13 protein-coding genes, 2 tRNA genes, 2 rRNA genes and 1 pseudogene are annotated in these 13,710 nt (G+C 39.5%); 4 read left to right on the top strand and 14 right to left on the bottom strand.

Going from position 1 to position 13,710, the window contains the following annotated elements:
• Nucleotides 1-1,218, bottom strand: coding sequence for an ROK family transcriptional regulator (locus IQI_RS02520; RefSeq protein WP_064091186.1), 1,218 nt, complete (start codon nucleotides 1,216-1,218; stop codon nucleotides 1-3).
• 312 nt (nucleotides 1,219-1,530) lie between these two features.
• Between IQI_RS02520 and IQI_RS20200 the strand changes: the two are divergent.
• Nucleotides 1,531-1,677: pseudogene (locus tag IQI_RS20200) on the top strand (multicopper oxidase domain-containing protein); the annotation flags it as partial.
• Between the two features lie 177 nt (nucleotides 1,678-1,854).
• On the opposite strand, the gene groL reads toward IQI_RS20200, so the two are convergent.
• On the bottom strand, nucleotides 1,855-3,492 hold the full coding sequence (gene groL / locus IQI_RS02525; RefSeq protein WP_064091171.1) for a chaperonin GroEL: 1,638 nt from the start codon (nucleotides 3,490-3,492) through the stop codon (nucleotides 1,855-1,857).
• 54 nt (nucleotides 3,493-3,546) lie between these two features.
• Complete coding sequence (groES, locus tag IQI_RS02530; protein WP_064091172.1) at nucleotides 3,547-3,834, bottom strand: co-chaperone GroES; 288 nt, start codon at nucleotides 3,832-3,834, stop codon at nucleotides 3,547-3,549.
• 554 nt (nucleotides 3,835-4,388) lie between these two features.
• Here groES and IQI_RS02535 point away from each other — a divergent pair.
• Nucleotides 4,389-5,132 (top strand): CPBP family intramembrane glutamic endopeptidase, encoded by a 744-nt coding sequence (locus IQI_RS02535; RefSeq protein WP_064091173.1) that lies wholly within the window; start codon nucleotides 4,389-4,391, stop codon nucleotides 5,130-5,132.
• On the top strand, nucleotides 5,129-5,344 hold the full coding sequence (locus IQI_RS02540) for a YdiK family protein (RefSeq protein WP_064091174.1): 216 nt from the start codon (nucleotides 5,129-5,131) through the stop codon (nucleotides 5,342-5,344). The genes IQI_RS02535 and IQI_RS02540 overlap by 4 nt, the downstream gene beginning before the upstream one ends.
• Nucleotides 5,345-5,355: 11 nt before the next feature.
• On the opposite strand, the gene tatC is transcribed toward IQI_RS02540, so the two are convergent.
• Genes tatC through IQI_RS02555 form a run of 3 tightly spaced genes read right to left on the bottom strand, consistent with a single transcriptional unit; the run spans nucleotide 5,356 to nucleotide 7,047 of the window.
• Nucleotides 5,356-6,129, bottom strand: a complete 774-nt coding sequence (gene tatC, locus IQI_RS02545; RefSeq protein WP_064091175.1) for a twin-arginine translocase subunit TatC — start codon at nucleotides 6,127-6,129, stop codon at nucleotides 5,356-5,358.
• A gap of 15 nt (nucleotides 6,130-6,144) precedes the next feature.
• The gene (locus IQI_RS02550; protein ID WP_064091176.1) at nucleotides 6,145-6,315 is read right to left on the bottom strand and encodes a twin-arginine translocase TatA/TatE family subunit; all 171 of its coding nucleotides are present in this window, start codon (nucleotides 6,313-6,315) and stop codon (nucleotides 6,145-6,147) included.
• 54 nt (nucleotides 6,316-6,369) lie between these two features.
• Nucleotides 6,370-7,047 carry a redox-sensing transcriptional repressor Rex gene (locus IQI_RS02555; RefSeq protein ID WP_064091177.1) on the bottom strand — a complete coding sequence of 226 codons (678 nt, stop codon included), beginning with the start codon at nucleotides 7,045-7,047 and terminating at the stop codon, nucleotides 6,370-6,372.
• A 209-nt stretch (nucleotides 7,048-7,256) separates the two neighbouring features.
• Between IQI_RS02555 and IQI_RS02560 the strand changes: the two genes are divergently transcribed.
• Nucleotides 7,257-9,203, top strand: a complete 1,947-nt coding sequence (locus IQI_RS02560; RefSeq protein ID WP_064091178.1) for an ABC-F family ATP-binding cassette domain-containing protein — start codon at nucleotides 7,257-7,259, stop codon at nucleotides 9,201-9,203.
• 328 nt (nucleotides 9,204-9,531) lie between these two features.
• On the opposite strand, the gene tsaD is transcribed toward IQI_RS02560, so the two are convergent.
• From tsaD to IQI_RS02600, 8 genes are all read right to left on the bottom strand, one after another.
• Nucleotides 9,532-10,548, bottom strand: coding sequence for a tRNA (adenosine(37)-N6)-threonylcarbamoyltransferase complex transferase subunit TsaD (gene tsaD / locus IQI_RS02565; RefSeq protein WP_064091179.1), 1,017 nt, complete (start codon nucleotides 10,546-10,548; stop codon nucleotides 9,532-9,534).
• A complete protein-coding gene (rimI, locus tag IQI_RS02570) occupies nucleotides 10,545-10,982 on the bottom strand; it encodes a ribosomal protein S18-alanine N-acetyltransferase (protein ID WP_064091180.1) in 438 nt (145 codons plus the stop codon). Before rimI ends, tsaD begins: the two co-directional genes overlap by 4 nt.
• 4 nt (nucleotides 10,983-10,986) lie before the next feature.
• Nucleotides 10,987-11,688 (bottom strand): tRNA (adenosine(37)-N6)-threonylcarbamoyltransferase complex dimerization subunit type 1 TsaB, encoded by a 702-nt coding sequence (gene tsaB / locus IQI_RS02575; protein WP_064091181.1) that lies wholly within the window; start codon nucleotides 11,686-11,688, stop codon nucleotides 10,987-10,989.
• Nucleotides 11,685-12,140: a tRNA (adenosine(37)-N6)-threonylcarbamoyltransferase complex ATPase subunit type 1 TsaE gene (tsaE, locus tag IQI_RS02580; protein ID WP_064091182.1), complete on the bottom strand. Its 456-nt coding sequence runs from the start codon at nucleotides 12,138-12,140 to the stop codon at nucleotides 11,685-11,687. The genes tsaB and tsaE overlap by 4 nt, the downstream gene beginning before the upstream one ends.
• 906 nt (nucleotides 12,141-13,046) lie before the next feature.
• Nucleotides 13,047-13,123: transfer RNA gene (locus tag IQI_RS02585), tRNA-Asp, on the bottom strand.
• A 3-nt stretch (nucleotides 13,124-13,126) separates the two neighbouring features.
• Nucleotides 13,127-13,203, bottom strand: a tRNA-Met gene (locus IQI_RS02590).
• Nucleotides 13,204-13,262: 59 nt separating this feature from the next.
• Nucleotides 13,263-13,379 (bottom strand): 5S ribosomal RNA (rrf, locus tag IQI_RS02595).
• Between the two features lie 101 nt (nucleotides 13,380-13,480).
• Nucleotides 13,481-13,710, bottom strand: a 23S ribosomal RNA gene (locus IQI_RS02600); the annotation flags it as partial.

The raw sequence follows: 13,710 nt of genomic DNA on the forward strand, positions 1-13,710 counted from the left end.
TCATACGCCTGCTTTCATCTGCTGATAGATCGGTTCTTGGAATAGTTGATTGATAGCAAGTAATGCCCCTCCTGTAAACCAGGAGTCATCCTTCAAATGGGAAAACACGATGTCGGTTGAAATGTTCACTTTTTCAAAGAAATTATCGTGCGCAATCTCTAATACGTTCTCTTCGAACAAATGCTTATATTTGACTCCTTCTCCAACCATAATGATCTTCTCAGGGTTCAACGTGTTGATCAGATTTCTCAACCCGTAGCCAAGGTGTGTGCCCATCTCTTTCATAAGCGAGATCGAAAGCTCGTCACCCGCCTCTGCTTCAGTGGCTACTTTTGAAAAATGATAATCCCTCTGTAATAGGTCTGATTTTGTATCCTCGAGTTCCCTCAGTTTATGCTTAAAGTAGAACTCTGACGCGTACATCTCAAGGCAGCCTTTTTGACCACAGTGACAAGGATACCCCTCCATTACAAGGTTCGTGTGACCGAATTCCCCAGCGCCTCCTATGGCTCCGTAATAGATGTTACGTCCCATTACGACCGATAAGCCGAGTCCAGCCCCGATGGATACGACTAGAAAGTCGTGATCCTTCTGACCTCTCCCTTTCTCTAGCTCAGCGAGTGCGTATCCATTGATATTGTTATCCACAAACACCGGTACTTCAGGGAAATAGACCTTAATCATGGAAGTGATGGCGACATCCTCCCACCCCAACATCGAAGAACGGATAATCTTCCCTTCGTTCCGGTTCACAATCCCAGATGAAAGGACGCCGATTCCTAATAGAAAAGAGAGATCTTTAGCTTCCTCAGAAAACATCCTTTTCACTTCCTGTTCAATCAACGACACGATCGTTTGCGCTGATGCTTTCTTCTCAAATGGCGTATACGTTTTTCGTAAAATGTCACCATTCATGTTTGTAAGCGCTATCAAAATTTGCTCTTCTTCAATCTTAATACTGACGACATACCCATGGTCTTCGTTGAACTTAAGCAACTTCGCTTTCCTTCCACCAGTAGACGTTGCTTCGCCAACCTCATAAATCAGATTCTGAGACTTCAACTCTTCCATGATGTACGACAGCGTGGAGATTCCCAGCTCACACTGTTTAGAAATTTCCGACCGGCTGATCGGCTGTTGATGGCGAATAATATTTAACACCTTAAAGCGATTGATCTCTTTAATGAGCTCCTTACTTCCCGTTCGTAAAGCTTTCAATTCCTTCACCTCGTCCTCGTTCCACTTACTTCTTTCAATGAACGAATTAAGTTTAACTTCAATATACACTAGTCCCTTTTAGAAAGCAATCAGTTATTTGAAAAATTCTGAATATTTTAGCGATGACGTTTAATGAACTGTACAATTAGAGCAAGCCCCCCTTATGAAATAGGCGTGACCTTTTGCTTCTGTAAATAAGCTAAAGTAAGTCTAAACAATCAAGAGGAGCGATCGATATGCTGAAGAAGTTCGTGGATCCCCTTCCCAAAATGAAAACCATCCGCCCGACGAGTCATATTCAGAATGTGCCCATGGAAGGATACGGTTCGTGATCGGCCTTGTGAGGTGACGCGGATTATTGTTCCGTTTGGTCCTTATGCTGGGTTGTTTGTGTTGCATTGTCATATTTTGGAGCATGAGGATTATGAGATGATGCGGCATTATGTAGTGATTAAATAAATTGTGACACTGACTGTTTGACTAACTAAACAAGTCATATTTTTAGAGAGAATAAAAGTTCCTTCCCCACCACTTAACATAGTGGGGCTCAGACATTTCCATAGATCAAACACTTTATTGAGCGCAAAAAAAGATGACGAGCAAATGCTCGCCATCTTTTCATAGAACGGGGGCAGATTACATCATGCCGCCCATTCCACCCATGCCGCCCATACCAGACATATCTGGCATGCCGCCGCCACCTTCTTCAGGAATGTCTGCTACTACTGCTTCAGTAGTTAAGAACATTGCTGCAACAGATGCTGCGTTTTGAAGTGCAGAACGAGTTACTTTTGTAGGGTCTACGATACCTTTTTCGATCATGTTTACCCACTCACCAGTAGCTGCGTTGAATCCAACACCTACTTCTTCTTTCTTCAGACGTTCTACGATGATAGAACCTTCTAATCCAGCGTTGTGAGCGATTTGACGGATTGGCTCTTCAAGAGCACGTAGCACGATGTTGATACCTGTTGCTACATCTGCATCCGCTTCGATTGATGCTACTCTATTGTATACGTTCACAAGTGCAGTACCACCACCGGAAACGATACCTTCTTCTACTGCTGCGCGAGTAGAGTTTAATGCGTCTTCGATACGAAGTTTACGCTCTTTAAGCTCAGTTTCAGTTGCAGCTCCAACTTTCACTACTGCTACTCCACCTGCAAGCTTAGCAAGACGCTCTTGTAATTTTTCACGGTCAAATTCAGAAGTAGATTCTTCTAATTGAGCACGGATTTGGTTTACACGACCTGCGATTTTTTCTGGATCTCCAGAGCCTTCTACTACTGTAGTGTTTTCTTTTGTTACCACTACTTTAGCAGCGCGACCTAGTTGAGTAATGTTTGCAGATTTAAGATCTAATCCAAGATCTTCTGTAATCATTTCTCCACCAGTTAAAACAGCTAGATCTTCTAGCATTGCTTTACGACGGTCACCGAAGCCTGGTGCTTTAACAGCAACAGCATTGAATGTTCCGCGAAGCTTATTCACTACTAGAGTTGCAAGAGCTTCACCTTCAACATCTTCAGCTACCATTAATAGTGGTTTACCTTGTTGTACCACTTGCTCAAGAACAGGAAGTACTTCTTGGATGTTTCCAATTTTCTTATCTGTAATTAAGATGTATGGATTTTCAAGAACAGCTTCCATTTTGTCAGAGTCTGTTACCATGTATGGAGATGCATATCCACGATCGAATTGCATACCTTCTACAACGTCAAGCTCTGTAGTGAATCCTTTAGATTCTTCGATTGTGATAACACCGTCGTTACCAACACGCTCCATTGCTTCTGCAATCAGTTGACCAACTTCTTCGTCAGCAGCTGAGATTGCCGCAACTTGTGCGATTGAATCTTTGCCTTCGATTGGCTTAGAGATTACTTTTAACTCTTCGATTGCTGCTTGAACCGCTTTTTCGATTCCTTTACGAACGCCAACAGGGTTTGCACCAGCTGTTACGTTTTTAAGACCTTCTCGGATCATTGCTTGAGCAAGAACCGTTGCAGTTGTTGTACCGTCACCAGCAATTTCGTTTGTTTTGCTTGCAACTTCAGCAACCAGCTTAGCACCCATGTTTTCGAATGCATCTTCTAGTTCGATTTCTTTTGCAATCGTCACACCATCATTTGTAATAAGTGGTGAACCGAATTTTTTCTCAAGTACCACGTTACGTCCTTTAGGTCCAAGAGTTACTTTTACTGCATTTGCTAATTGATCTACACCGCGAAGCATAGAACGGCGTGCTTCTTCGCTAAATTTAATATCCTTAGCCATTGATAAAGTCCTCCTCTTATTTAAATAAAATATTTTTTATATACGTTCGTTTGATTATTCGCCAACTACAGCTAGAATATCGCTATCACGAAGGATTAAATATTCTACGCCTTGGTATTTCACTTCTGTACCAGCATATTTTGAGAAGATGATTCGATCGCCGACAGCAACCTCAAGAGCTACACGCTCACCGCTGTCAAGGACACGACCCGTACCTACAGCCATAACTTTACCTTCTTGTGGCTTTTCCTTTGCGGAATCAGGTAGTACAATACCGCTTGCTGTTTTTTCTTCTGACTCAACTAGCTCGATAACGACACGATCACCTAGTGGTTTTAACAAGTGAAACAACCTCCTTGAAATTATGTAAAATGATATTTATTAGCACTCCTACACAGTGAGTGCTAACACAACTATTATATTAAATAATTCGTTTTCATTTTGCAAGAGTCCTGCTTGAAATTTTTTTCGTCATATTTCTCTTTTTTTCACACCCTCCTATCCTATGCCCTTATATTTTTGTTTATTCCTAATGTTAAAGGGCTGTTTTCTAAATGATTGTTGCTATTTAAGAAAAGATAGTGATTTTCGCTCCAATCAACTTACTCAGCGTTTATTTCTTTAAAAATCTGAAATAAATACAATGAACTTTTAGAAAACACTTTTCAAACTGAGAAGTGATTAATTTCAGCTTTGTACTAGAATCTCTGTTCTGTCACGACTCACCATCCAGCACATACTAACTGACTGAGCCAAACTGAACTCATGTTATAAAGTAACAAAATCCACATCCAAAACCCCTTACATTTGAACACTTCCTCAATTCTTAGTAGAATTGTACAAGAGTCTGTTAGAAATGATAAATTGTTCGTTCTGATACAAAAGGAGATAAAACGTTGAAAAAACACTTTGGATTTATCTTAATTGCCTATATTGTTATGCAGTTGTCTAGCATAGTGGGGATTCCACTATTATATAAAATTGGTGGTGACGTACTCGGTCTGACAAATGACAGACTGGATGAAATCGTCCCTGGTTACTGGCTCATCATCAGCTTTTCGTTAACTCTTCTTGTTGTATGGGGGATTTTAAGAAAGAGTGAAACAAGCACGCAGCTTGAAAGAACCTCTCCTCTCAACGCTGGGAGTTCAATCGTATGGGCTGTTGTGGGAATCTTTATGGCGTTTACGGCTCAAACCATTGCCGTGCAAATCGAATACGCCTTAGGCATTCAAATGGGCTCAGAGAATACCAAAATGATTATCGGGATTATTGAGAAGGTTCCATTATCCATGATGGTGGCTGCGATCATTGGTCCTATTTTAGAGGAAATCGTTTTTCGAAAGATTATTTTCGGTGTCCTTTATGAGAAGATGAACTTCTTCTTTGCAGCACTCATCAGTTCCGTTATTTTTGCCCTTGCACATTTTGAGCCGGAGCATGTGATTCTTTATTCTGCTATGGGCTTTACATTCGCCTTCTTATATGTGAAAACGAAGCGAATCCTGGTTCCAATATTTGCTCATGTTGCCATGAATACAACAGTGGTTCTAATGCAATCTATTTATAAGGACGAAATTGAAAAAATGTTAAACGAAGCTGAAAAAATTCAAGGCTTTATTGGAGGATTGTTTCTATGAGGAGATCACCGCTTTTCTCAGGAGTGATCTATCTCCTACTTGGGATACTATTCACATACATTGCCATAGGAAATGTACAGAAGGATGGTTGGGGATTTTTCACTTATATGCTTGTCTTTCTAGCTACCCTGGATTTCGGTTCAGGTTTAAGAATGGTCATGCTGCATTTTAAGCTTAAACAACAACTCAATAATAAAAAAAATAAGGATTGATCTCTATGAGATCAATCCTTATTTATATTTTCATACTGCTCCATTTCTAGCTTTTGTTCAGCTTCCAATACCTTTTTATAACCAATCTTTGAAATCCAAAGACTGATTTCATAGAGGATGAATAAAGGTACGGTTACCATTAAGTGAGACACAATGTCTGGCGGAGTGATAAGAGCAGCTATTACTAATAATAAGAAATAAGCTCCTTTTCTCATCTTACTCATCAGCATTGGAGTAATTATTCCTAACCTGGTCAGAAATAGCATCGCTACTGGTAATTGAAAGAGAAAACCAAATGGAATGGTGATTTGAAATAAGAAATGAAAGTATTCATTTATTCCAATAACTTGTTGAATATCTAAGTTGGTTGATAATCCCATCATAAACTTCACAATGTATGGAAACAGAATAAAATAAGAAAATGACAATCCACCTAAAAATAATAGAAGAGAGATGGGAATATAGCTTAACGTTACCTTTCTCTCTTTATCAAGTAAGCCTGGACTTACGAACGACCATACTTGAAATAGAATAACTGGTGATGTCATGATTAAAGCAATGAACATGATCATTTCCATATAGATCTTGAGAGGATCTGTGATACGAAAGGCGTTCATTGTTAATTCTTTCGCTTCATCCGCATGCTGCAAATATCGAATTAACGGTTCGGCAAGAAAGAAGCTTACTACAACCGCTAACAAGAAGAAAACGACTACAAACATGAGTCGTTTTTGCAATTCTCCTATATGTTCATAAACTGTCATGTCTCTTTGACTTTGACTCATGGAATTCATCCTACCTTACTTAGCATTTTTGCTTTTATCGTCTTCATCATCTGCTAAGCCTTTTGTTGCATTTTTAAACTCACGTAATGTATTTCCAAACGCTTTCCCTAACTCTGGTAATTTCTTAGGACCAAAGATAAGTATAGCAACAATTGCGATTAATACGAGGCTACCTGGACCTGGCATAATGAGACACCTCCTCTTTTACAATACTATCATAACGTAAACAAGCATATTTTTCTATTCCGATATCATTCCATCTTGTGACATTTCCGTGTCATCCTCAGAATAATGCTTTAAAAAGTATACAAGGGACTGAAGTTCTACGGCTAGATCAATGTGGTGGACACGAATGTGATCCGGCACCGTTAATCTGGCAGGTGTAAAATTAAGAATTCCCTTTATGTTAGAGGAAACTAATCGGTCTGTGATATTCTGAGCAGAAGATGCCGGAACCGTTAAGATCGCTACTTCAATATCATGCCCCTCCAACTTCTTCTCTAAATCATCCAAGTGAAAAACAGGTACCTCACCAATATGGCTGCCAACCTTATCAGTATCTACCTCAAATGCCATTTCAATCTTGGTATTATTGTTTTTAATAAAATTATAATGAAGAAAGGCTGTCCCTAAATTTCCAACTCCTATTAACACTACCTTTGTCAAGGCATCCTGATCTAACGTCTTTCTGAAAAAAGAGAGAAGGTAATTTACATTATAGCCATATCCCTTTTTACCTAACGCTCCAAAATAAGAAAAGTCTCTTCGTATGGTTGCAGAATCTACTTTTACGGCTTCACTTAATTCTTTTGATGAAACCCTCTGCTTACCCGACGAGGACAAATTTTTAATAAAGCGATAATACAGCGGTAGGCGCTTCGCTGTTGCCTGTGGAATTTTCGTTGTATCCTGATTCATTTCGTATTCCCCCACATCTATTTAAAACCTATTACGGGTAATGTCTTGATAACGCTTCCAAAATGTCTAGGTCATTTTGTCTTTCCTTCTCATCATACACTATATTTTACCCCAAGTGTATGAACAATAATTGTCTTCCTACACCTGATTTATTGTCACCTTCCACCTAAATACGGTACACTATCACTAGGAAATAGAGGTGAAACGTCATGATTCTACTACAAGTGAATCAACTTACGAAAAACTTTGGTGCAGATAATATCCTATCAAATATTAAACTTGAGATACAGACAAGAGATCGAGTGGCTCTCGTTGGACGAAACGGCGCAGGAAAATCGACTCTTTTAAAAATAATTGCTGGTCAGCTTTCTTATGATAGTGGAGACATTACGAAGCCTAAAGGTGTGACGATTGGATACCTTGCTCAAAACACTGGCTTAGAATCTGAGTTATCCATTTGGTCAGAAATGCTAACGGTTTTTGAAAAACTGCGAAAACAGGAAACCCAATTGAGAACATTAGAGAAGCAAATGGCGGATCCATCCGTCTATGAACAGGAAGACATCTATCAGCGTGTCTTAAAGGAATATGATGAACTACAAGTAAGCTTTAAAGAGTCTGGTGGCTATCAATACGAAGCTGACATTCGATCGGTTTTACACGGACTAAACTTCGCTGATTTTGACTATGAAACAAAGATTTCCACCTTAAGTGGTGGCCAGAAAACTCGTTTAGCACTAGGGAAACTACTATTAACAAAGCCTGATATTTTAATTCTCGATGAACCGACAAATCATTTGGATATTGAAACATTGTCCTGGCTTGAAACCTACCTTCAGAGCTACGAGGGAGCTGTGCTGATCGTATCCCATGACCGCTACTTCTTAGATAGTGTCGTGAACCAGGTATATGAAATATCACGAAAACGGAGTAAGAAGTTCCCTGGTAATTACAGTAAGTACCTCGATCAAAAGGCCGAAGACTATGAAAAAGACGTAAAGCTCTTTGAACGTCAACAACAGGAAGTAGCAAAGCTTGAGGATTTTATCCAAAGGAATATTGCCCGGGCATCTACTACCAAAATGGCTCAAAGCCGCCGAAAGAAATTAGAACGAATGGATTTAATGGACAAGCCTCTTGGCGACGAAAAATCCGCCAATTTCGCATTCCAAATCGATCGGCCAAGCGGAAATGACGTCCTTCATGTTCAAGATCTATCCATCGGCTACAGTCAACAGGAAGAGATCGCCTCTCATATTGACTTTACCGTAAAAAAAGGAGATAGCATTGCTTTAGTGGGTCCTAATGGGATTGGGAAATCTACTCTTCTTAAAACGTTCGTTCAAAAGCTGACCCCTTTATCAGGAGATTATAAATTCGGGTCGAATGTATCTATTAGTTATTACGACCAAGAACAAGCAGAACTCTCTTCTAATAAAACAGTCTTAAATGAACTATGGGATGAATACCCCATGAAGAATGAAAAGGAAATTAGAACAGTGCTAGGAAACTTTCTCTTTTCTGGTGAAGATGTATTAAAGCCTGTCTCAACCCTAAGTGGCGGTGAAAAAGCCCGTCTTGCCTTATCTAAATTAATGATGGAAAAAGGAAACGTCCTCATTCTAGATGAGCCTACCAACCATCTTGATTTAGACAGTAAAGAAGTGTTAGAAAACGCCCTCATTGATTATCCCGGGACGATTCTGTTTGTCTCCCATGATCGATATTTTATCAACAGGATTGCGACAAAGGTACTCGAGCTATCTAAAAAGGGATCTACTGAGTACTTAGGCGACTACGACTACTATGTAGAAAAGCTTCAACAGCAGGAGGAGCTTGCTCAACTAGAGCGTTTGGAAAATGGAGATCACTCCTTCCAACAAGCTAAGCCTCAAAAACAACATCATAAAATAGATAAAGAAGCTAAAAAACTTGAGCGTCAACGAAAACGTAGAATAGAAGAAATCGAAACAGAAATGGAAACACTGGAAGACCTTATCCAAGGAAAAGAAGACTTGCTCTGTGATCCCGATATTTTTCAAGATCACGAAAAAGTTCAAGAGATTAATGACGATCTCACTTTTGCCAAAGAGAATCTCGACAAGCTATTAGAAGAGTGGACAGAATTAGAGGAACTCGTTCAAGAAGAAGAATAATCCACAGGTTTGGGTATCGGCTGACCGACCCAAACCTTTTTTATTCCACATAGTTGTCCACACTCTAAAGATTGATTTTCCGTTATTCACAGGAGTTTTCCACATTATCCACAATCAATCGTCCACTTATCCACATTCATTTCCAAATTATAGTACATTTTTCGCAGGACTTTTTCACAGAGTGTTCACAACTTTTGAACAGTTATTAACATATTATCCACAGACTGTTGATAAAACATATGTTCGCTCTGTTTTTTCTCACGTACACACATTTTATCCACAAAAAAGCTTAACGAAGTTTTTGTCACCTCGTTAAGCTTTCTCGTTTTCAAAAGTTCTCTATATCCAGACCAGGATTAGCATTCATATCCATGCTTCCTCTTTTACCTTGTTCGAATAAAACAGTACCTGCTGCTGCAATCATAGCTGCATTATCTGTACAAAGTGATAAAGGTGGAATGACTAGTTCTGCGTCTACATGATTAAACGCTTCGTCTAATGAAGCTCTTAAACCTTTATTCGCAGCTACTCCGCCTGCTAACAACACTTGCTTCACATCATATTCCTTTGTAGCCTTCAGGGTTTTCGTTACCAATACTTCAATCACACTAGCTTGAAAGCTTGCTGCTAAGTCTTGTGGATGAATGGTATCACCCTTTTGCTTTGCATTGTGCAACGTGTTAATAACAGCTGATTTTAATCCACTAAAGCTAAAATCATAGGATCCTTCTTCCAGCCATGCCCTTGGTAAATCCAAGGTTGGTTGCCCCTCTTGAGCTAAGCGATCAATATGAGGTCCACCAGGATAAGGCAAGCTCAATGTTCGAGCCACTTTATCATAGGCTTCGCCAGCAGCATCATCTCTTGTTTCACCGATTACTTGGAACGAACCATGCTCTTTCATTAAAACAAGCTCCGTGTGTCCGCCTGAAACCACTAAGGAAAGAAGCGGAAAGATCATTTCCTTTACGAGTCGATTGGCATAAATATGTCCTGCTATGTGATGAACTCCTACTAATGGTTTGTTATGTGCAAAGGCAAGCGCCTTAGCAGCATTTACACCAATTAAAAGGGCACCCACTAAGCCTGGACCTTCTGTAACAGCAATGCAATCAATATCTTCCATCGTCATGTTCCCTTGTTGAAGAGCTTCCTCTAAAACAAATGTTACTTGCTCTACATGATGACGCGATGCAATTTCAGGGACAACTCCCCCAAATCGTTTATGACTCTCGATTTGAGAGGAAACAATATTCGTTACAATTTCTGTTCCATTTTTAATAATGGCTACGGCTGTTTCGTCACAGCTCGTCTCAATTCCTAATACAAACGTATCTTTTTTCATAAATTCACCCACATAACTAAAGCATCTTCTTGATTATCTGAATAATATCTTTTCCGAATGCCTCCATCTTGGAAGCCAAGCTTACGATATAAATGCTGAGCAGCCTGATTGCTGACTCGCACTTCTAGTGTCATCACTCGAGCACCAACTTCTTTCGCTATATCCATAATCCTTCTCATAAGATCTTCCCCTAAACCTAAACCTCGATAGCTAGGTAATACAGCTACATTCGTAATATGTGCTTCATCCACAACTAACCAGACTCCACAATAGCCCACTACTCGTTGTTCATCCTCTATTACGATATATGTAGATAAGTGATTCTGTTGTATTTCATTAATAAAAGCATCTCGATTCCAAGGGATAGTAAAAGACTCATGTTCTATTTCCATTACAGCATCTAAATCGTCAATCGTCATAAAGCGAATGTCCATTTTTCTAACGATCCTTTATCTTTTGAGATTCTAACCACTTTACTTCAGCTTCAGCTAATCGGATATAATTAGGTAAGACCTCATGAGCAGATGTTTCTTCTAAGCCTGCTCCGATATAGGCAAGCTCTGAAGGACGGGGATTATGACTAACAAACGGAGCTAGTTTCGCCTTATCACCAAGTACTTCTTTAATCACTTGCTCATGAATGGATACATCATTCCCTATAAATAATATATCTTGATCGTAATCCTTTAGCTTTCTTGCCCATTCTTCTAATAAAATATTGCAATCTTCTACTTCTTGAATTAATTGATCACCATCGAACTTATAAAGCCCCGTATATACCTGACCTCGCCTAGCATCAAATATTGGAGCAATATATCCATTGAAGTTTCTCCCTGATGAAGCTAAGGTAGCTAAACTTGAAACAGGGATAAGGGGTATATTTAATGACCATGCAAGAGTTTTAGCCAGCGTAACCCCAATCCGGACCCCTGTATATGAACCAGGTCCATTGGCAACGACAATCTTCGTTAACTCCTTTGGCTCTGTATCACAGTCTTTTAATAACTGTTGTATCGCCGGCATGGCTCGTACAGAATGATTCTTTTTAATATTCGTGATGTACTCGCCAATCACTTTATTCTCTTCAATTAAAGCTACTCCCAATGGGTAGTTGGAGGTATCGATTGATAAAATTTTCATGACATAACCTCCTTACATAACTCTTCATATCTTGTACCAAACGGCTTTAACACAATTTTTCGAGAAGTGTCTCCTTCTCGAAAAATCGAAAGGCTTAGTAATTCCTCAGGTAGCTGGTCTTGAATTAAGTGTGCCCACTCAACCACCGTCACACCTTCACCTTCAAAATACTCATCAAAGCCCAAATCTTCAAAAGAATCATCTAATCGATAAACATCCATATGATAAAGAGGCATACGACCTCTATATTCTTTAATGATCGTGAAGGTTGGACTATTTACATTTCTTGAAATATCAAGCCCTTTTGCTAACCCTTTGGTAAAAGTCGTTTTTCCTGCACCAAGATCACCTTCTAATGTTAACACATCTCCGCGTTGCAGGTAATGAGCTAATCTCTCAGCAAACATTCCCGTCTCCTCGGCACTATTCGTAATAAACTCAAACTGATTCATGATTATCTCCTCAACACTATTAGAGTATAAAAAACCCCTAGGATATAAATCGTTACCCTAAGGGAGAATGTATATATGTAGTTTACCCTTTTTGGGGTATTTGAGTAAAGTGTTGGTGGTAGGTTGGAGGTTTTGTTGATTGGGTGGAGGTTTTTAGTCAGGATGGGAGCGGGGTGATAATAAACGTGCATTGTTGATAATAAAGTTTATTAGTTCATTATAAACGTCAATAGTTAAGAATATATTCTTCTGAATTCGCCTAGTTGATAATAAATCCTTCATTCTTGATAATAAAAGTTCGATTGTTGCTAATATATATTCAAAAGTCGATAATAAAAAAAGTTATTCTCTATGATACTCTTCATTTTGTTTAAAAAACATGCTATTTTGAGCAGTCGGTCCAAGTTTACCTCAATTTCAGAAGAAAAATCACTCCAAAATGACAGAATAAGCGAAAAGTTGGTTGTTTGCAGAAGGTTTATATTTTGATTTTTAGTCAGGTTTGGAGCGGGGTGATAATAAACGTGCATTGTTGATAATAAAAAAATGCTTTCTCTATAAAACTCTTTATTTTGTTAGAGAATTAAGCTATTTTGGCCTGTATGCACAAGTCCAAAGCCTTCAGAATGTTTGATAATATATCTCCTCTACATTGGCCAAATTTTAAGATAAGAAAAACAATCATTTTCTATTTTAATTTTTTTGCGTTCAATGGTCCGTCCCTATATGTTACATCAAAAAAGCACTAGCTCCATAAACGGACTAGCACTCTCACTCAGTATTCTATTCGATTAAGACAGAAGCACTCATGCATCCCCCACCTGATCATTACTCAATACCTTTTTACTAAAAAAGTTCCTGAAAAACAAAAAAAACGAAACTTAGTTTCGTTTACGTTTTAAAAAATGGCGGTCCGGACGGGACTCGAACCCGCGACCTCCTGCGTGACAGGCAGGCATTCTAACCAACTGAACTACCGGACCATTTGGTTGCGGGGACAGGATTTGAACCTGTGACCTTCGGGTTATGAGCCCGACGAGCTACCGAACTGCTCCACCCCGCGACGATAATATAATGATATGTTATGCACTTTCACTTAGATTGTGCAAAAATAAATGATTCGCCTGGCGACGTCCTACTCTCACAGGGGGAGATCCCCCAACTACCATTGGCGCTGAAGAGCTTAACTTCCGTGTTCGGCATGGGAACGGGTGTGACCTCTTCGCCATAATCACCAGACGAATATTTCATTGAAGGTTGTTCCTTCAAAACTAGATAAAGAGTTGATGTCAAGAAAGCCGAATACCGACCAATGTTGTTCATTTTCAAAATGATACTGTGTGGTTAAGTCCTCGATCGATTAGTATCAGTCAGCTCCACATGTCGCCATGCTTCCACCTCTGACCTATCTACCTAGTCATCTTCTAGGGATCTTACTCACATAAAGTGATGGGAAATCTCATCTCGAGGGGGGCTTCATGCTTAGATGCTTTCAGCACTTATCCCTTCCGCACATAGCTACCCAGCGATGCCTTTGGCAAGACAACTGGTACACCAGCGGTGCGTCCAT

This window comes from Rossellomorea aquimaris TF-12 (genome assembly GCF_001648555.1).
GTDB lineage: Bacteria > Bacillota > Bacilli > Bacillales > Bacillaceae_B > Rossellomorea > Rossellomorea aquimaris.